At 59.2% G+C, this 17,955-nt stretch carries 19 protein-coding genes; 8 read left to right on the top strand and 11 right to left on the bottom strand.

Going from position 1 to position 17,955, the window contains the following annotated elements; genetic code table 11:
- Window positions 1-84 precede the first annotated feature (84 nt).
- Window positions 85-2,229, bottom strand: coding sequence for an ATP-dependent DNA helicase DinG (gene dinG, locus ACA054_RS06600; RefSeq protein WP_110748887.1), 2,145 nt, complete (start codon window positions 2,227-2,229; stop codon window positions 85-87).
- A gap of 99 nt (window positions 2,230-2,328) precedes the next feature.
- On the opposite strand from dinG, the gene ACA054_RS06595 reads away from it, so the two are divergent.
- A complete protein-coding gene (locus tag ACA054_RS06595) occupies window positions 2,329-2,793 on the top strand; it encodes a CopD family protein (protein WP_497688680.1) in 465 nt (154 codons plus the stop codon).
- A gap of 111 nt (window positions 2,794-2,904) precedes the next feature.
- Here the strand turns inward: ACA054_RS06595 and ACA054_RS06590 are convergent, their stop codons facing one another.
- The 4 genes from ACA054_RS06590 to ACA054_RS06575 all read right to left on the bottom strand — a co-directional run bounded on the left by ACA054_RS06590 (window position 2,905) and on the right by ACA054_RS06575 (window position 5,584).
- On the bottom strand, window positions 2,905-3,663 hold the full coding sequence (locus ACA054_RS06590; protein ID WP_497688679.1) for a collagen-like triple helix repeat-containing protein: 759 nt from the start codon (window positions 3,661-3,663) through the stop codon (window positions 2,905-2,907).
- On the bottom strand, window positions 3,656-3,934 hold the full coding sequence (locus ACA054_RS06585) for a DUF1145 domain-containing protein (protein WP_497688678.1): 279 nt from the start codon (window positions 3,932-3,934) through the stop codon (window positions 3,656-3,658). Before ACA054_RS06585 ends, ACA054_RS06590 begins: the two co-directional genes overlap by 8 nt.
- 147 nt (window positions 3,935-4,081) lie before the next feature.
- Window positions 4,082-4,798 carry a PA1041 family peptidoglycan-binding anchor lipoprotein gene (locus ACA054_RS06580; RefSeq protein ID WP_497688677.1) on the bottom strand — a complete coding sequence of 239 codons (717 nt, stop codon included), beginning with the start codon at window positions 4,796-4,798 and terminating at the stop codon, window positions 4,082-4,084.
- Between the two features lie 90 nt (window positions 4,799-4,888).
- A complete protein-coding gene (locus tag ACA054_RS06575) occupies window positions 4,889-5,584 on the bottom strand; it encodes a PA1041 family peptidoglycan-binding anchor lipoprotein (RefSeq protein WP_497688676.1) in 696 nt (231 codons plus the stop codon).
- Between the two features lie 190 nt (window positions 5,585-5,774).
- Here ACA054_RS06575 and ACA054_RS06570 point away from each other — a divergent pair, with 190 nt between their 5' ends.
- From ACA054_RS06570 to ACA054_RS06550, 5 genes are all read left to right on the top strand, one after another.
- Window positions 5,775-6,272, top strand: a complete 498-nt coding sequence (locus ACA054_RS06570; RefSeq protein WP_497688675.1) for a DUF6231 family protein — start codon at window positions 5,775-5,777, stop codon at window positions 6,270-6,272.
- A gap of 4 nt (window positions 6,273-6,276) precedes the next feature.
- Window positions 6,277-6,753 (top strand): YchJ family protein, encoded by a 477-nt coding sequence (locus tag ACA054_RS06565; protein ID WP_497688674.1) that lies wholly within the window; start codon window positions 6,277-6,279, stop codon window positions 6,751-6,753.
- A gap of 1,277 nt (window positions 6,754-8,030) precedes the next feature.
- On the top strand, window positions 8,031-9,026 hold the full coding sequence (locus tag ACA054_RS06560; protein ID WP_497685826.1) for an IS110 family RNA-guided transposase: 996 nt from the start codon (window positions 8,031-8,033) through the stop codon (window positions 9,024-9,026).
- Window positions 9,027-9,293: 267 nt separating this feature from the next.
- A complete protein-coding gene (locus ACA054_RS06555) occupies window positions 9,294-9,779 on the top strand; it encodes an LEA/WHy family protein (protein WP_497688673.1) in 486 nt (161 codons plus the stop codon).
- Window positions 9,780-9,784: 5 nt separating this feature from the next.
- Entirely contained in the window at window positions 9,785-9,991 is a 207-nt protein-coding gene (locus tag ACA054_RS06550) for an SEC-C metal-binding domain-containing protein (protein WP_008056806.1), read from the top strand.
- Window positions 9,992-10,112: 121 nt separating this feature from the next.
- Here the strand turns inward: ACA054_RS06550 and ACA054_RS06545 are convergent, their stop codons facing one another.
- Complete coding sequence (locus ACA054_RS06545; protein WP_497690255.1) at window positions 10,113-10,670, bottom strand: cysteine hydrolase family protein; 558 nt, start codon at window positions 10,668-10,670, stop codon at window positions 10,113-10,115.
- Window positions 10,671-10,985: 315 nt separating this feature from the next.
- On the opposite strand from ACA054_RS06545, the gene ACA054_RS06540 reads away from it, so the two are divergent.
- On the top strand, window positions 10,986-11,396 hold the full coding sequence (locus ACA054_RS06540) for a GNAT family N-acetyltransferase (protein ID WP_497688672.1): 411 nt from the start codon (window positions 10,986-10,988) through the stop codon (window positions 11,394-11,396).
- 4 nt (window positions 11,397-11,400) lie between these two features.
- Here ACA054_RS06540 and def read toward each other — a convergent pair whose 3' ends face one another.
- The 3 genes from def to ACA054_RS06525 all read right to left on the bottom strand — a co-directional run bounded on the left by def (window position 11,401) and on the right by ACA054_RS06525 (window position 13,270).
- A complete protein-coding gene (gene def, locus ACA054_RS06535; RefSeq protein ID WP_497638314.1) occupies window positions 11,401-11,940 on the bottom strand; it encodes a peptide deformylase in 540 nt (179 codons plus the stop codon).
- 2 nt (window positions 11,941-11,942) lie between these two features.
- Complete coding sequence (locus ACA054_RS06530; RefSeq protein ID WP_497688671.1) at window positions 11,943-12,902, bottom strand: YihY/virulence factor BrkB family protein; 960 nt, start codon at window positions 12,900-12,902, stop codon at window positions 11,943-11,945.
- A gap of 176 nt (window positions 12,903-13,078) precedes the next feature.
- On the bottom strand, window positions 13,079-13,270 hold the full coding sequence (locus ACA054_RS06525; RefSeq protein ID WP_020798093.1) for a CsbD family protein: 192 nt from the start codon (window positions 13,268-13,270) through the stop codon (window positions 13,079-13,081).
- Window positions 13,271-13,469: 199 nt separating this feature from the next.
- On the opposite strand from ACA054_RS06525, the gene ACA054_RS06520 reads away from it, so the two are divergent.
- Window positions 13,470-13,847: a hypothetical protein gene (locus ACA054_RS06520; protein WP_497688670.1), complete on the top strand. Its 378-nt coding sequence runs from the start codon at window positions 13,470-13,472 to the stop codon at window positions 13,845-13,847.
- Between the two features lie 141 nt (window positions 13,848-13,988).
- On the opposite strand, the gene fadD1 is transcribed toward ACA054_RS06520, so the two are convergent.
- A complete protein-coding gene (gene fadD1 / locus ACA054_RS06515; RefSeq protein WP_497688669.1) occupies window positions 13,989-15,686 on the bottom strand; it encodes a long-chain-fatty-acid--CoA ligase FadD1 in 1,698 nt (565 codons plus the stop codon).
- Window positions 15,687-16,076: 390 nt separating this feature from the next.
- A complete protein-coding gene (gene fadD2 / locus ACA054_RS06510; RefSeq protein ID WP_497688668.1) occupies window positions 16,077-17,765 on the bottom strand; it encodes a long-chain-fatty-acid--CoA ligase FadD2 in 1,689 nt (562 codons plus the stop codon).
- Window positions 17,766-17,955: the final 190 nt, after the last annotated feature.

Here is a 17,955-nt window from a genome sequence, read left to right as displayed (position 1 = left end):
TCTCCCTAACGACCCGGATGGGCCAATGGAAAAGCGATGGTAGAGAGATAGACAACACGGTGGGCAAAACTGCCCACCGGTTTATCAGGAAATTTCACGACGGAAGGGAGGCAACGCATTGAGGATCGCCTTGCCATAGCGCTGGGTGACCAGGCGCCGATCGAGCAAGGTGATGGTGCCGCGGTCCTCTTCGGTGCGCAGCAGGCGACCGCAGGCCTGGACCAGTTTCAGCGAGGCATCCGGAACCGAAATTTCCATGAATGGATTGCCCCCACGGGCCTCGATCCATTCGGCCAATGCCGCTTCGACCGGATCATCCGGTACCGAGAACGGAATCTTGGCGATCACCACGTGCTCGCAGTACGCGCCGGGCAAGTCGACCCCTTCGGCAAAACTCGCCAGGCCGAACAGCACGCTGGAATCACCGCCATCGACCCGCGCCTTGTGTTTGTTCAGGGTTTCCTGTTTCGACAGGTTGCCTTGAATGAACACTTGCTTGCGCCAGTCACGGTCCAGGCCGTCGAACACGTCCTGCATCTGCTTGCGCGAGGAAAACAGCACCAGGGTGCCCCTTGAGCCTTCGACCAGCTCTGGCAGATCGCGGATGATCGCTGCGGTATGGGCCGCCGCATCCCGCGGATCGGCGTTCAGGTTCGGCACCCGCAACACACCGGCGTCGGCGTGATGGAAAGGGCTCGGCACCACGGCGGTCACGGCTTTTTTCGGCAGGCCGGCGCGCATACGGAAGCGGTCGAAGGTGCCCAGGGCGGTCAATGTAGCCGAAGTCACCAGCGCGCCATAGGCCACGTTCCACAAGTTGCGCCGGAGCATTTCCGCCGCCAGGATGGGACTCGCGTTGACCTCGATATCGAACAGCGAGCCGCTTTCCGCCAGGGTCAGCCAGCGGGCCATGGGCGGGTTGTCTTCCGGGTCTTCAGCGGTGAAAGCGACCCACAATTCCCAGTTGCCCGAAGAGCGGGACAACAGGCTGCCGAACAGCGGATACCACTCTTCGGCCTGGTTACTGGCGATCCCGATGTTGACCTCGCCGTCCATGCCTTCCTTGAGCAACTCGGTCAGGCGGGTAAACAGGTCGGTCAGGCGCGCGAAGCCTTTCTTCAGTTCAATGCCCATTTCGCGCATGTGCTCGGGAATCACCCCGCCGACGAAACGGTGACGCGGGCGTTCGCGGCCTTCGACATCTTCGCCGGGCTTGAAATCGGCGGCCTGCTCGCAGGCAGTGAACATGAACTGTTGCTGGGTCTTGATCTCCCGCGCCAGCTCCGGCACCTGTTCGATCAACTTACCCAGGTCACCCGGCAAGGGATGCTGGGCCAGCAGTTTGGTGAGGTTCTTGGCGGTGGTTTCCAGCCAGTCGGCGGTGGAGCGCAGGCGCGTGTAATGGGCGAAGTGACCGATGGCCTTGTCCGGCAGGTGATGGCCTTCGTCGAACACGTAGATCGTGTCGCGCGGATCTGGCAGCACGGCACCGCCACCCAGTGCCAGGTCGGCCAGGACCATGTCGTGGTTGGTGACGATCACATCGACCTTGCCCATGCCTTCGCGGGCCTTGTAGAAGGCGCACTGGCCAAAATTCGGGCAATGGCGGTTGGTGCACTGGCTGTGATCGGTAGTCAGGCGCGCCCAGTCGGCGTCCTCCAGGGCAGTGGACCAGCTGTCGCGGTCACCGTCCCACTTATTGCCGGCGAGTTTCTCGATCATGCTGGTAAACAGCTTCTGACTGGCCTCATCGACCTCGATCTTGAAGCCTTCTTCTTCGAATAGCTGGGCGGTGGCCGTTTGTGCGTGACCTTCCTGAAGCAACATGTCGAGCTTGGACAGGCACATGTAGCGTCCACGCCCCTTGGCCAGCGCGAAGCTGAAATTCAGTCCGCTGTTGCGCATCAGGTCGGGCAGATCCTTGTAGACGATCTGCTCTTGCAAGGCGACGGTGGCCGTGGCGATCACCAGGCGTTTGCCGGCCGCCTTGGCCGTGGGGATGGCCGCCAGGCTGTAGGCCACGGTCTTGCCGGTACCGGTGCCGGCTTCCACCGCGACAATCGCGGGGTCGCCACTGCGCCGGCCTTCGTCGTCGGTGTCGATGTCACCGAGGACCTTGGCGATTTCGGCGATCATCAGACGTTGGCCGTAGCGCGGCTTGAGGCTCTTGGCTTCGAGAAAACGCGAATAGGCGCCCTGGATCGTGGTTTTGAGTTCGGTGCTGATCATGGATTGTCGGGCGCAAAAAACGCTGGATAAATTTTCAGTGGTTCGGTTCGGTCGCTATCATACCCCGCTAATTAATCCCGCGCAGAACGGAGTAACCCGATGACACCTTTTAGCCTCATTTATAGCCTGCATGTACTGGCGGCCCTGGTCTGGGTCGGCGGCATGTTTTTCGCCTGGATGGTCTTGCGCCCCGCGGCTTTGAAGGCACTGGAAGGCCCTGCCCGGCTGAAGCTCTGGCTAGAAGTGTTTCAGGGTTTTTTTCGCTGGGTTTGGGTCGCGGTGGTGCTGTTGCCGATCAGCGGTGTCGGCATGATTCATTTGCAATACACCGGTTTTGAAACGGCGCCACGTTACGTGCAGGTGATGATGGGGTTGTATGTCGTGATGACCGCGTTGTTTATCCGGATCCAGGCGTTGATGTTGCCGGAGTTGCGCACCGCGGTGACGGCCCAGGATTGGCCGGCGGGGGCTGCGGTGCTGGGAAGGATTCGCCGGTTGGTGGGGATCAATTTGATTGTTGGCCTGGTGTTGGTGGCGATTGCCGCGGCACGACCGATGTTTTGATCGTTCCCACGCTCCGCGTGGGAATGCAGCCCGTGACGCTCCGCGTCACTGGACGCGGAGCGTCCCTTGAGGCATTCCCACGCAGAGCGTGGGAACGATCGGTCTCGGGAATTACAACCGCTGAACAGACACCGAACCCGCAACCCCCGCAGCCCCTGGTTGCCCGTCAACGCCAGGCTTGCCGCTCTTGCCGCCATCGGCTTTGTAGACAAGGCAGCCCTTGGCTTTACCGCCTGCCCCTGGCTTGCCACCAGGTCCGGCCACGCCACCTGCACCGCCAGCCACTTGAACCTTGATCTGTTCTGCCGGGTAATCGCGCGGCACTGCCAGTCTGACCGCCGCGCCAGGCGCACCTGCCTGGCCATCACTGCCATCGCTGCCATCGGCACCGCGACCCGCCTGGCCCCAAGTGCAACCCGGTGCCTGGCCGTTGGCCCCGTCGAGGCCGACAAACCCCGGCGCACCCGCGCCACCGCGAGCATCCACCAGTAGTTGCGGCGCCTTCAGTGCCTTGATCTGCAAGTTCAGATTGCGCCCGGAGCGGGCAGCCTTCTGGTAAGTCCCGGGTGCGCCGCGCGCGGTGATCTGGCTGCCTTCGGACAACTCGGCGCGATTGACCTTCAGCTCCAGCGCCTGTTCGCCGGGGACAATGGTAATTCGCGCGTCGCGGCCCAGATGCAGTTCGCCGACGCTGACTTCGATCACGTTCGAGGGAATCAGCAAGGTGCCGTAGTCAGCCACTTCCAGGCGTTCCAGTTGCAAGGTGCTGGTGGTGTTGGGCAGGCGCATCAGCGAGTTGGTTTCGACACTCACTACCTGGGCGCAAGCCAATGGGCTAATGAGGGCGGCGAGCAGACAGAGTTTACGCATGGGAAGCCTTACGTGCGGTAGGAGCCGGGATGGTTTGCAGGTGAAAAACGCCGAAAATGAGCACTTTCAAGCGATCGAGCCAAGGGTGGGCACGGCCCCTGAGGCTGCGGTAGCAGAACACCGCCTCCAGCAGATGAAGCCCCGCCAGCAGGCAGCCGGCCAGGTTGACCAGCAGGTGCAGTGGATAGATGAACGGCATCAGCAGATTGACCAGCACCACCAGCCAGAACACCAGGGTCAACAGCCTCCCCAGCCCCCATATCACCTTCATACGCGCCCCCGATCAGAATTATTGTTTGCACGCACAGTAACGGCTTCCACGCGGGATAAGCCAGAGGACATGCGAAAATTCTTGATGAAGATGGCAAATGGCCGACGGAACGACGTAAATCATCGCCCGACGGCTCTATTGCGCGGCTCAGCGATTGATGTGCAATTCCACGCGGCGATTGTTCGCGCGTCCTTCTTCGGTTTCGTTATCGGCAACAGGCTCGCTTTCACCCTTGCCTTCGCTGGTGACTTTATTTGGCGCAACGTGCTGGCTGAGCAGATATCCAGCGACGCTGCTGGCACGTCTTTGCGACAGGTCCTGGTTGTACTCATCCGATCCGACGCTGTCGGTATGACCGATCACCTTGATGCTCTCGACGCTGGGGTCCTGCAGTTTACCCATGACTGAATCCAGCTTGCTTTGCATGCTGGGGGTCAAGTCAGCGCTATTGAAGGCAAACAACACATCGTCGGCATCGCTCAGGGTGATGACTTCGGCTTGCACAGGTTCAGGTTTCACGCTGGCCGGGTATTGCGGCAGCGGGCAACCATGATGCTCCACAGGCGTATTGGCAGGTGTGTCAGGGCAGCGATCGCGACGGTCGAATACGCCATCGTCGTCTTCGTCGCCATCCTGGGCATAACAGATCAAGCCACCGGACAAGATACCGAGCGCCGCCCCACCGGCCGCCCAACCGCTACTTCCAATAGCGCCCAGGCCTCCGCCGACCAGTCCGCCAATGAGGCTGCAGATCGGCCAGGTACGTTGATTGAGGGGGGCGGTGCCATCGCTGTGAGTAGCGCAACCGGTCAACAGGCTGCCAAGCAGCAGAACCGGCAAGACGGTCCGTGTGAGATTGCTCATTTTTGAAAGCTCCTGTGTCACCGGCCGATGCCGGTTACACAGGAGTAAAGACCCGCATCCACGACTGCACAAGCCGTGGACGCGAGGGGTCTAGCGGTTGATTTTGATTTCCGTGCGACGGTTCATCGCGCGGCCGTCAGCGGTTTTGTTGTCGGCAACCGGCTGGCTTTCACCGGCCCCGGTGACCGACACGAAGCTGCTGCGAGGCACACCACTTTCGATCAGATATTCCACCACCGAATGTGCGCGGCGGTCCGACAGTTTCTGGTTGTAGGCATCGCTGCCCACGCTGTCGGTGTGACCGGTCACGGTCAGCCGGGCGCTGGCCGCTTCCTGTTTCAGGCGACTGGCAATTGTGTTGAGCTTGTCTTTATCGGCGGCTGTCAGCTTGGCCGAATCGAACTGGAAGTTGACATCGCGAATGACAATGACTTCTTCCTTGACCACTACGACCTCTTCAACCACTGGAGCAGGTGCTGGTGGTGGGCAACCATCGGCATCGACCCGCACGCCTTTTGGCGTGCCCGGGCACTTGTCGCGGCTGTCGAGCACACCATCGCCATCTTCGTCACCATCACCGTGAACCCAGCAATAGGCTGCCGCCGTAGCACCGACTACCAACGCGCCATAACCGGCCCATGATGAACTCTCGGTCGCGCCGAGACCCGCACCTACGACACCACCGACCGCCGCACAGGTCGGCCAGTCGGTTTTCTGCAAACCTGCGCAACCAGTCAACACACTGGTTAGCAGAACCAGGGGTAATGCTGTCCGAACTATGCTCATCTAGTTTTCTCCTGAAGGATCGGCTTAGAACCGATTCAGGGAGTAAAGACCGGAGTTTTAATCTCCGCCAGCAATAGGCCATGGCAGTTTAGTCTCGTGTTCACGGGAGATCGTCTCTTTTGAAGCAAACAGGCTCTAGGCTCGAACCGGCGGGCAGGCTAGTCTTGGCAAATCTGATTGAGGATCTTCGATGATTGCAGGTATTTCTTCGCGCACACCGCAGCAGGCACTGGCCGCTTTGCTGGACCGTTACGCCCCCGCGCGCCTGTTGTTGATTGGCGCCAGCGAATTCCCCGCGCTTGAGGCGTTCAAGCTTGCGCACCCGGACAGCAGCGTGGCGCATACGGCGCCCGGGCCGTTGCCCGCAGAACTGGCGGCGCGCCGCTTTGACCTGGCGCTGGTGGTCGACTGCCTTGAACACTTGCCCAAGCGGGATGGCCTGAACCTGCTCGGGGGCATTCGCAACCTCAACGCCAGCCGCATCGCGGTACTGGCCGACTTGCCGGCAAGCGGCTGGCAGGAAACGGATTTTTTCTCCCTGGCGCTGCAAGCCAGCGAACGCTTCCAGCGTGACGAGCAGGTGCTGACCCTGTTCACCTATGATCTGCTTGACTATAAACAAGTACCCGACTGGCTCAACTCACGGTTCTGGGCCAATCCGGAAAATTTCGGGAAATACTGGTGGTAACGCAATGAGTACATCCATTTGCCCTTGCGGTAGCGGCACCCTGCTCGATGCCTGCTGTGGCCATTACCATGCCGGACATCCGGCACCTTGCGCCGAAGCCCTGATGCGCTCGCGCTATAGCGCCTACGTGCTGGGCCTGATCGATTATCTGGTGGCAACCACCCTGCCCGCCCAGCAGACCGGGCTCGATCGTCAATCAATCACTGACTGGAGCGCCCAGAGCACTTGGCTGGGCCTTGAAGTCGAAAGCTCCGAAGTGCTTGGCGGCCAGCCGGAGCATGCCTTCGTCACTTTCATCGCACGCTGGCACGACGGCAGCGGCGAACACAGCCATCGCGAACGCTCGTCGTTCGTGCAGAATGCCGGGCGCTGGTACTTCATCGACCCTACGGTGCAACTGGACATCGGGCGCAACGACGCCTGCCCTTGCGCCAGCGGGCATAAGTTCAAGAAGTGCTGCTCGGGGTACTTCGGTAGCTGACCCCGATCTGTAGGAGCCGGCTTGCTGGCGAAGGCGTCCGAAAGCCTGATGCAACATTCAACGGCCCCATCGTCGGAACGCCGCCCGCAGCAAGCCGGCTCCTACAGTGGTTTATGCGCACGGCTGCCGACCAGGCCGGCCGGTAGGCCGCCTCGCTTCGGCTCTTGCTCTGCTTTTGCTTTTGATTTTCTTGCCCCATCACGCCCTGAGCCTGTCCGTCAACCCGTGACTACCTCCACCGGCGCCTCTACCAACGTTGATCCACGCCGCGTCAAAACCTGTGGGAGATTTGTTGTCTGAGTACATATCCATTGCTGCGGTAACGGCCACTTAGGGTTTCGCCCTTACGGCGAGTCCCTTTTTCAAACGCCGGAGTGCCGGCCCAGCAAAAAGGAACCAAAAGGCTTTGCCCCACCACTCGGTGCCTCGCCTGGGCTCGGCATGCCCTCACTCCGGCATTGCTCCGTGGGTCGCCGCGATGGGCCGTCCCTGGCCCAGCGCGGCTAAACCGGCGTCCTGCCGGTTTACCCACTGCGCAATGCCTGCGTTCGGCCATCGTGGTTAACGGGGCGCCCAAATCTAAAGCCAAAGCGAGGCGGCCTGACAGCCGACCTGATTTCAAGTGAACACGTTTCCCTGTAGGAGCGATGCTTGCTCGCGATGGACGTCAACGATAACGCGCCCTGTCTGGATGATCGCGTTGTCTGGAAGTTCATCGCGAGCAGGCTCGCTCCCACAATTGGATCGCGGACAAGCCTGTAATCAGGTCGGCTTTAAGGCCGCCTCGCTTTTGCTTTGGCTTTTGATTTTCTTGCCCCATCGAGAGGCCGAGTGGAGGTTCTGCGCAGTGGGTAAACCGGCATGGATGCCGGTTTAGCCGCGCTGGGCCAAGGATGGCCCATCGCGGCGGGCTCTGTAGGAGCGAGCATGCTCGCGAAAAACCTGAGAGCACGCGGGGTGTCAGGCTCCCCGCGTCATCGTTGACCTCCATCGCGAGCATGCTCGCTCCTTGTATGTTGTCCCTGTACCCAGCGAGAGAGGTTAAGCTCGGCAGCGTACACACAAGTAAGTGCGTTTCTGGGGGAGGCCGATCGCTCCTGAAGGCAGGATTTGCTCCTGACCTTGTCTGTAGAGAGGCCCCCCCGCCTCATTGCCCACCACGAAGAGTATCGAGAAGCCGACAAGTCGGACTTCGCATTACAAGGTTGCAGTGGCATGAAGTTCGAGGTCGGGGGAACCAGGTGCAATCTTACCTAAAGCCAAGGAAGTGAAAAGCAATGAATGCGCATGTCGGCATAGATATCAGTGCTCGCAGTTCAGCCATGGGATGGCGGCAGAACGGCAAAGCAGCAGGCAATGGAGACATTCAGCACACACCCAAAGGTCGCAAGGCCGCTGTGGAAAAGCTGCTACGTCTCAAGCCGCTAAGCGTTGTCATGGAGGCCACCGGTATTTACTACCTGGATCTTGCGATGGAGTTGCACGCCGCCGGCTTGCCGGTCTCGGTGATCAATCCCAAAAGCTTCCACAACTTTGCCAAGCTGATGTTGCAAAACAGCAAGACTGACCAGATCGATGCCCAACTGCTGGCCGAATACGGCGAGCGTATGGGGCCTAGGCTGTGGGTCCCGCCCACTGCGGAACAGATGATGCTGCGTGCGATTGGTCGCCACATCAACCGACTGATTGGCCATCGAACACGAGCCAAAAACGAATTACACGCCCTACAAGCAACAGAAACGAGTGTGGAGCTGCTGATCGAGGATGAGAAGGAGGCGATTGCAGGACTGGACTCCCGGATTGATCGCTTGAAGAAAGCCGCACGTGAGGCCATCGCCAAATGCCCGGATCTGAGTTTGCAGTTTCGCTGCATGATGGCGGCGCCCGGCGTTGGAGAGGCCTCGGCCATCGCCGCACTGGCTGAGCTGACGACCCTTCCAGTGACGCTTAAATCGGCACAGGTAAGCCGCTATGCAGGCCTGGATGTCAGACTGACCCAGTCAGGCACCAGCGTGAACCGGCCAGGACGAATGTCCAAGTGCGGTAATGCTTACTTGCGTGCAGCGATGTTCATGCCGGCGATGACGGCAATCCGTTGTGATGAGAATGTGAAGGCCTTCTACGAGGCACTGGTAGCGCGCGGCAAGAAGAAAATGCAAGCCATCGGCGCGGTCATGCGCAAATACCTAACCGGGTTATGGGCATGCATGCGCTCCGGAGAAGAATTTAATACGGCCAAGCTTTTTAGCAAAAAACATCTCGCGAAAGCTTGACCGTGAACAGAGTATCTACAGGCTCTTCCAAGTGACTCGCTGTAAGAGCGAAACCATAAGTGGCCGTTACCGCAGGAATGGATATGTACTCGGTCAACAACATCCAGGTCGGCTGTCAGGCCGCCATCGCCGGCAGGCCAGCTCCCACAGTGGACCGGGTACAGCCGCAAGCGAATGGTCGGCTGTCAGGGCGCCCGCCGGCAAGTCGGATCGCCGCAGGCTGCGATCTTTTAACGGCTAGACTGGGATCAAGGGAGAAAAACGACCATGATCACCCAGCGACTCGCACACATCCTGCTCACGCTGGCTCTTTGTCTGGGGCTCGGCGGCTGCGCATCCTGGTTCAGCACCGACGAGCCAGACCCCGAGGTACATCTGGTCAGGGTCGAAGTCGTGCGGGCCAAGCTGATGGAGCAACGGTTCGTCCTGCACTTTCGCATCGACAATCGCCGCGACAGCGAGTTGACCGTGCGTGGCCTGGAGTATCGCATCCACTTGGGCGACATCCTGTTGGCCGAAGGCGAGCATGAACACTGGGTCTCCGTTAACCCCAGGAGCAGCCGTTTTTACAAGGTGCCGATCCGTACCAACCTGTGGCCCAAGGTCAAGGACCTGGTCAAACAGCTGAAAAACCCCGAGCAGGCTGTTCCCTATCGTCTGGAAGGTGAGATGGAAACCGGTTTATTCATCGCTCACTACGTGCACCTGGCGCGTAATGGCGTGATAATCCCCGCCGATCTAATTCCGGAGTAACCCCGATGACCCAGCAACCCCATGTCCATGGCCCAGACTGCAACCACGATCATGACCATCACCAGCATGATCATGACCATGGCCATGTTCACGGCCCGAACTGCGGCCACGCCCACCAGGAACCGGTGCGTAACGCCTTGAAAGACGTTGGCCGCAACGATCCTTGCCCATGCGGCAACGGCAAGAAATTCAAGAAGTGCCACGGCGCTTGATCGTCTGATATGTAGGACTGGCTTGTCGGGTCGCCGCGTCGCAGCAAGCGGCCTGCCTGGCACACCGCACTGCCTGGTTCGCCGGCAAGTCGGATCGCCGCCCGCTGGCTCCTACGAAGATTCAGTCGTTATTCAGAATATGTGCGGTGCTGATGACCGTGGCGTACTCGCCATGCAAGTTCCCCAGCGACATCGCATGGACCGCTTCGGCTGAGTGGGCATTGCCGAAGAAATCGTCCTTGTCGAAGGTAAAGCAGCCATCCTCCACGACCCAGGTCTCAAACCCCAGGTTGCCTGCCGTGCGCGCCGTGGACTCCACCGAGTTGTGAGTCGCCACGCCAACGATGACCAATTGGTCGATCCCCGCCTCGCGCAAAACAGCTTCCAGAGCCGTCGAACAAAACGCATCCGGTACCCGTTTTTGAATGTGTCGTTCGCCAGGCGCAGGCAGAAATCGCTCCTGGAATTCCACCCCGGACTGCCCAGGCCAGAACACTGAATCCTCTGAACGGGACAAATGCTGCACATGGATCACCGGCCGAGCGCTGCGGCGCCAATGGCCCAGCAGTTCCAGCATGCGCTCCTCGGCTTGGAGATTGTTCCGGCGACCGAGTTTCGGATGATGGATGCCTTTCTGTTGGTCGATAATGATCAGCGTCGCGTTGGTCTTTAGCTCCATGCAGACTTTTCTCAGACAGGGTTGAATTGTATGGGCAGATTTTGCAGATTCTTTCATAAGGATCACTCCCATATTGCATGGGAGCGATCACCCGCGCGGGCTCAATGACCGAACACGCCCACCTTCTTGGCTTTCTTTTCCGTGCGCTTTTCAATGGCGGTCTTCAGCGGTTTTTTCTTCGCTGCTTTCTTCGAATCCATACCTTTGGACATGATGCGTACTCCACAGACTGGGGATGTGAGATCAGGTATACACCTATCGCTGCCGGCGTGTTCTTTTATAATCGTCCGCTTTGCGTACCGACAGTCCCAGACCATGCCCGATACCCAGTACACCCGGCTCGACGAGCCGTTATGGCCATTGATGAACAAGTTTTATCGCGCCCACCAATCGTCGATGAAGGCGGTCCGCGACGCACAATTGTGGGTTGCGCGGCGCGACGAGATCGTTGGAGCGCTGTGTTTGCGTCCGGTGTCCGGCGGGCATTGGTTGACCGGGTTGTTTGTCGACCCGGCCTGTCGCGGACAGGGTGTCGCCGCCGCGTTAATCGCCGCCGCCGTCAGCCACATTGAAAGCCCCGTATGGCTGTTCTGTCATCCGGACTTGCGGGATTTTTATCAGCGTCGTGGCTTTGTCTTCGATCCGCCGATGCCCTACGCCATGATCGAGCGCCTGAGTCGCTACGCCCGCAGCAAGCCGATGATTGCCATGGGCCTGGAGCCGTAACAGGTCAGTCGTCTGCGTTGGGATCAAGATCCGGGAACATCACCTCGGTAAACCCGAACTTGCTGAAATCGCTGATGCGCGACGGGTACAACCGACCGATCAGGTGATCGCACTCGTGCTGCACCACCCGCGCGTGAAACCCCGAAGCGATACGCACGATCGGCTCGCCCTTGGGGTCGAACCCTTCGTAACGGATGTGCTGATATCGATCCACCGCGCCACGCAGGCCAGGCACCGACAGGCACCCTTCGAAACCCTCTTCCAAAGTCGGGCTCAGCGGCGTGATCAGTGGATTGATCAGAATGGTCTGCGGCACCGCTTCGGCGTCCGGGTAACGTTCGCTGTGCTCGAACCCGAAGATTACCAGTTGCAGGTCGACGCCGATCTGTGGCGCGGCCAGGCCAACCCCGCCGACGCTTTCCATGGTCTGGAACATGTCGTCGATCAGTTGCCACAACTCGGGGCTGTCGAACATTTCGGCCGGCACCTGCGGGGCAATGCGCAACAAGCGCTCATCGCCCATTTTCAGAATTTCACGAATCATGGTCAGGTTTCGTCAATGGTGGGTTTGGGTTGTGAATGATCGCGGCCCAGTCCCGACACGTGGTGTTTTTCTTCATGGACGGGACCATTCTCACCGGGAACCTTTTCGCCAGGGTCCTTGCCCTCGCGCGACATGTGCTCGATCACCGCATTCATCTCCGCGCCCAGCAGCAACACGGCGGCTGAGATGTAGAAGTACAGCAATAGCACAATGATCGCGCCGATACTGCCATACATGGCGTTGTAGTTGGCGAACTCCTTGACGTACAGACCGAAGCCCAGCGATGCAATGATCCACACCACCACCGCCAGGACCGAGCCGGGTGTGATGAAGCGAAACTCTTGCTTGACGTCAGGCATGACGTAATAGATCAGCGCCACGGCGACCATCAGCAGGATCACGATCACCGGCCAGCGGGCGATGGTCCAGAGGGTGACGATGAAGTACTCGAGACCGACTTGCGCCGCGATCCAGCTCATCACTTGCGGGCCGAGCACCATCAGCGCGGCAGCGATCAACAGCATGCCTGCGATACCGACGGTGTAGATGATCGACAATGGAAAACGCTTCCACGCCGGACGGCCTTCGACCACATCGTAAGCGGCGTTCATCGCGCTCATCATCAGCCGCACACCGGCCGAGGCGGTCCACAGGGCAATCACGATACCCACTGACAACAGGCCACCCTTGGATTGCTGGAGCTGGTCGATCACCGGGTTAACCTGCTCCAGCGCCTGGGGCGGCAACACCAGTTCCGACTGCAAGCGCAGCCAGGAAAAGAAGTCAGGCAGGTGCAGGAAACCTATCAGGGCGATCAGAAACAGAATGAAGGGGAACAGCGAAAACAGCATCTGATAAGCCAGCGCCGAGGCATAGGTCGACATTTCGTCGTCGACGAACTCAGTGACCGTGCGCATCATCACACGGTGGATAGGCAGGCCTCTCATGTCCGGGAAAATCATTAGCGTCTCCATTCGCCGCAATCAAGATAGGGTTGAAGTCGTGGCGACTCAGGGGCTGTTTTCTACATCAAAGTAGTTTACCTGGCGACTTGGAAACAATTTCCGTGCTCAAGTTCAGGCTGACACAAAAACGGCCATCCGTGGATGGCCGTCGCTTTCGCCAATCAAAGGCCGAATCAGGCCTTGTCGACGCCTTTTTTCACAGCGTCCTTGGCTTTGCCCACTGCTTGCTGAGCTTCGCCTTTCTTTTCCTGCACTACGCCTTCGGCGCGCATTTTGTCGTTGCCGGTAGCCTTGCCAACGCCTTGTTTGACGTTACCAGCGGCTTCGTTGGCCATGCCTTTAACTTTATCGCCTGTGCTGCTCATGGTGTTTCTCCTGTGAACATGTCGATGAATAAAGTGGTTACAGAAGGTTGACCGGAGGCGTTTGTACGGAGTTTCATTTATTTTTAGCGCGACATTTCATCGATCCGAGCAGGTTGGGCTTTATGTTTACCGGCCAACCCCCGAGAATGCGCAACGAATTCAGGCCCTGGCGCTGAAGATCCAATTTTGTAGGAATGTTATGAAACTCGATAAAAAGCAGGCCATTGCCCGCAGAAACCTGGAACTGGGCGGTGCTGTGCTAGGCGTCAACAACTGCCACTTCACCGAACTGAACCGCAACCGCAACATCTGGTGGTTCGACATCCCGGTGTCGCGCCTGGCCGTTGGTCAGTACGAGTGGATTCACCTGCTGATGCATACCCCGGACACCGACGAACTGCTGCACCTGAAAGTGCCGACAGTGTTCCTGCGCGAGAAGCTCGAAGGCCTGGTGGTGCGCAACGAAGGCAAGCGCAAGGCAGCCCTGAGCCTGGAACTGAGTGCCGACAAGGATTCGTACCTGCAGGACATGCGCCCGGCGGGCACCAACGTCAATTTCGCGCCGTTCCGCCTGTAGGAGCCGGCTTGCTGGCGATGGCGGTGTATCAGTCAACATTGATGCGTCGGATATACCGCAATCGCCAGCAAGCCGGCTCCTACAGGTCGTCTACCTGTGTCAGGCGCAACAAAAAGCCCCGCGTCTGCGGGGCTTTTTGTTTTATGCGGCGTTCTTCGCTTTGATCTTCTTCAGCTCTTCATCACGCAGTTCCCGACGCAGGATCTTGCCGACGTTGGTGGTCGGCAGCGCATCACGGAATTCCACGGAACGCGGGACCTTATAGCCGGTGACGTTGGCGCGCATGTGCTCCATCACCTGCTCCTTGGTCAAGGTCACGCCCGGTTTGGCGACGATGAAAATCTTGATCGCCTCCCCCGACTTCTCGTCCGGCACACCGATGGCCGCGCATTGCAGAACGCCCGGCAGGGTCGCCAGCACGTCCTCGAGCTCGTTCGGGTACACGTTGAAACCGGACACCAGGATCATGTCTTTCTTGCGATCGACAATGCGCATGTATCCATCGGGCTGAATCAGGGCGATATCACCGGTCTTCAACCAACCTTCGCTGTCGAGGATTTCATCAGTGGCGTCCTGGCGCTGCCAGTAGCCCTTCATGACTTGCGGACCTTTCACACACAGCTCGCCGATTTCGCCCATCGGCTGCTCGACACCGGCATCATTGACGATTTTGCACAGGGTCGACGGCACCGGAATGCCGATGGTGCCGATCTGGATGTTCTGGATCGGGTTGACCGTGGCCACCGGGCTGGTTTCGGTCATGCCGTAACCTTCGCAGATGGCGCAACCGGTGACCGCTTTCCAGCGTTCCGCCGCCGCCAGTTGCAGGGCCATGCCGCCGGACAGGGTGACTTTCAATGCCGAGAAATCCAGCTTGCGGAAGCCTTCGTTGTTGCACAGGGCCACGAACAAGGTGTTGAGGCCGACGAAACCGCTGAACTTCCACTTCGACAGTTCCTTGACCATCGCCGGCAGGTCGCGCGGGTTGCTGATCAGGATGTTGTGGTTGCCGATCAGCATCATCGCCATGCAATGAAAGGTGAAGGCGTAGATGTGGTACAGCGGCAGCGGCGTGATCAGGATCTCGCAACCCTCATTGAGGTTGGAACCCATCAGCGCCTTGCACTGCAGCATGTTCGCCACCAGGTTGCGGTGGGTCAGCATCGCGCCCTTGGCCACGCCGGTGGTACCGCCGGTGTACTGCAGCACCGCGACATCGCTGCTGGCCGGGCTGGCTTCGGCCACTGGCTGACCATGACCCTTGCTCAACACGTCGTTGAACTTGACGGCTTTTGGCAAGTGATAGGCCGGCACCATCTTCTTCACGTACTTGATCACGCTGTTGATCAGCAGACGCTTGAGTGGTGGCAACAGGTCCGCCACTTCCGTGACGATGACGTGCTTGACCCCGGTTTTCGGCACCACGGTTTCCGCCAGGTGCGCCATGTTGGCCAGGCAAACCAGGGCTTTTGCACCGGAGTCGTTGAACTGGTGTTCCATCTCCCGTGCGGTGTACAGCGGGTTGGTGTTGACCACGATCAAGCCGGCGCGGATGGCACCGAAGACGGCAACCGGGTACTGCAACACGTTAGGCAGCTGCACGGCGATTCGATCGCCCGGCTGCAAATCGGTATGCTGTTGCAGGTACGCGGCAAAGGCACCGGACAATTCGTACAGCTCACCGTAGGTGATGGTCCTGCCCAGGTTGCTGAATGCAGGTTTGTTGGCGAAGCGTTGGCAGGATTGCTTCAACACTGCCTGAATATTCGGGTACTCGTCTGGATTGATGTCGGCAGCAATTCCAGCTGGGTACTTATCCTTCCAAAAGTCTTCGATCATGGAAGCCCACTCCTCAGCAACGCGAATTCAGCACCGCATTTGATGCGATTATTATTGGTGTTTGGTCATTGGTGAATCTGGCTATTTTACAAGCCGAGAAGTCACAAAGCGCGCCGAGAGTAGCAGCTTTGAATAGGGTCGACTAGAGCCAAAAACGGCCTCTACGGTCACATTTGTGACTCAAGAATAGCAGCCGGTCATTTTAGAGCAAAAAACCTATATGTCGCTGAAAGCCCCGAAATTCGGGGCTTTGAAAACTGTAGGAGCAGCCGGTCGACGCTCGAATGCTCGCGAAAAACGTCCGGACAACGCGATCATCCAGACAGGGCGCGTTATCGTTGACGTCCATCGCGAGCATGCTCGCTCCTACAGGGATCGGGATTTCAACGGTTATGCGATATCCCGCAACTCCCGCCGCAGAATCTTGCCCACCGGCGTCATCGGCAGCGATTCACGCAAGACGATGTGCTTGGGCACTTTGTATGCGGTGAAGTTTTCCTTGCAGTAGGCTTTCAGCTCTTCAAGGCTGACCCCCGACTCACGGGCCACCACGAACAACTTCACCGCCTCACCCGAACGCTCGTCCGGCACACCGATTACCGCGCAGTTGGCGACTTTCGGGTGAGCCATGACCACGTCTTCGATTTCGTTCGGGTACACGTTGAAGCCCGAGACGATGATCATGTCCTTCTTGCGATCGACGATGCGCACAAAGCCGTCCGGGTCGATCACCGCAATGTCGCCGGACTTGAACCAGCCCTCGGCATCCAGCACTTCGTTGGTCGCTTCGGGTTTCTGCCAGTAGCCCTTCATGATCTGCGGGCCCTTGATGCACAGTTCGCCACGCTCGCCCAACGGCTGCTCGACACCTTCGTCGTTGATGACCTTCAACGTGGTGCCCGGCACCGGCAGGCCGACCGTGCCGATGCGCGACTGGTCGCCATACGGGTTGGTGCAGGCCACAGGCGAGGTTTCGGTCAGGCCGTAACCTTCGGTGATGCGGCAACCGGTCAACTGCTCCCAGCGCTCGGCGGTGGCCTTGACCAGCGCGGTGCCGCCGGAGTTGGTGAGTTTGAGGCTGGAAAAGTCGAGGGTCTTGAAATCCGGGTGGTCCATCAGCGCGACGAACAGCGTGTTGAGCCCCAGCAATGCCGAGAACCGCCAGTTTTTCAGCTCCTTGATGAAACCGCCGATGTCCCGCGGATTGGTGATCAGCACGTTGTGGTTGCCGGTCACCATCATGCACATGCAATTGGCCGTGAACGCATAGATGTGGTACAGCGGCAGCGGTGCAATCATCACCTCCTGGCCTTCGCGCAGCAGCGGCTGGCCATCGCCCGTAAACTGACTGAGGCAGGCCCGCGCCTGCTGCATGTTCGCCACCAGGTTACCGTGGGTCAGCATCGCCCCCTTGGCCAGGCCGGTGGTACCGCCGGTGTATTGCAGCACGGCGATGTCGTTGAGGCCCGCTTTCAGCGCCTTGATCCCCAGGCCGCGACCCTGGCGCAGCGCACTCTTGAAGGAAATGGCCTGGGGCAAGGCGTAGGCCGGGACCATTTTCTTGACCTTGCTCACCAGCGTATTGACCAGCCAGCCCTTGGCGGCGGGCATCAGGTCGCCCATCTTCGCTTCGATCAGGTACTGGATGTCGGTGTCCGGGAGCACTTCCTGGACTTTGGCCCCGAACATGTTCAGGTACACCAGTGCCCGGGCACCGGAGTCCTTGAACTGATGCCGCATCTCTCGCGCGGTGTACAGCGGGTTGGTGTTGACCACGATCAGCCCGGCGCGCAAGGCGCCGAACACGGCGATCGGGTATTGCAGGACGTTGGGCATCTGCACCGCGATGCGATCCCCCGGCACCAGGTCGGTGTGGGCTTGCAGGTAACCGGCGAACGCTGCGCTGTAGCGTTCCAGTTCGGCGTAGGTCAGGGTGACACCCATGTTGCTGAAAGCCGGGCGATCAGCGAACTTCTTGCAGGAACGCTCGAACACCTCGATGACCGACTTGTATTCAGCGACATCAATGTCCAGGGGGACGCCGGCCGGGCGTTTGTCATTCCAGAAATCAGGTTGCATTGTTCTTGTCCTCTTTACCTGAACCGATCCGGGGCCGCTGATCTGTCATTTCTCAAAAACAGAACGCGGAGCTTCACGGACACTAGCAGCTATGGCGAATCAGGCAAATATGGGCAAAGGCGTCATTGACCGTGTGAATCTTCCCGCCGTGGGGTGGGCTGATGCCAGCGGCGCAATGCGCTATACAATG

Source organism: Pseudomonas sp. LBUM1653, from assembly GCF_059716115.1.
Note: the sequence above shows the minus strand (reverse complement) of the source record. Positions and strands in the feature narration are given on the sequence as shown.